This window comes from Treponema sp. R6D11 (genome assembly GCF_054786075.1).
Genome location: NZ_BDHD01000536.1, coordinates 1 through 824 on the forward strand (window position 1 = coordinate 1; position 824 = coordinate 824).

Sequence of the window (824 nt, forward strand, 5' to 3'; positions counted from 1 at the left end):
TTAGAAATGTCGTTTAACGTTGTATCTTTACCGTCACCGTTAGCGCCAATTATTGTTATTATTTCCCCTTTGGTGACTTCAAAGGAGACGCCCCTTAGGGCGCATATAGCGCCGTAATTAACGACGAGGTTTTCAACTTTTAACAGGGTTTCAGCCATCGGCGGCCTCCGACCCTAGATACGCCTTTATCACGGCGGGATTCTTCTGAATCTCTTCAGGCGAGCCAGAGGCGATAGTCCTTCCGTAATCCAGAACGATAATCCGCTCGCATATTCCCATTACCAGCCTCATGTCGTGCTCTATCAAAAGAATTGTCAGGTGAAATTCATTCCTGATAAATTTTATTATCTTCATCAGTTCTTCCGTTTCCTGGGGGTTCATTCCGGCGGCGGGCTCGTCCAATAAAAGAAGGCAGGGATTCGACGCCAACGCGCGGGCGATCTCCAGCCTGCGCTGTTCCCCGTAGGGAAGGTTACGCGCAAGTTCGTCTTTCTTTTTTTCAATCTTAAAAAGGGAAAGCAATTCATGCGCCTGCGCGCGCATGCGCTCCTCGTCAATACGGAAACGCCTTAAACGGAACAGGGCATCCAAGGGGCCGCTTGTTCTTCCCGAATGTAGGGCGATACGGATATTATCTTCGACCGAAAGATCGGAAAACAGGCGTATGTTCTGAAAAGTCCTCGCAAGACCTATCCTGTTAAGCGTCGCCGGGTTCAGTTTTTTTACAAGGAAGGAGACGCCGCCTTTATCGCGGAATTCAATCTCGCCTCCGGTCGGCGTGTAGATTCCAGAAAGCATATTGAATACCGTCGTTTTGCCCGCTC

2 protein-coding genes are annotated in these 824 nt (G+C 49.4%); both read right to left on the reverse strand.

Going from position 1 to position 824, the window contains the following annotated elements; all coding sequences use genetic code 11:
* The coding region (locus ACYVTD_RS14525; protein WP_461248431.1) for an ATP-binding cassette domain-containing protein at positions 1-158 on the reverse strand (158 nt) is incomplete at its 3' end.
* The coding region (locus ACYVTD_RS14530; RefSeq protein WP_461248430.1) for an ABC transporter ATP-binding protein at positions 151-824 on the reverse strand (674 nt) is incomplete at its 5' end. The genes ACYVTD_RS14530 and ACYVTD_RS14525, both read right to left, overlap by 8 nt.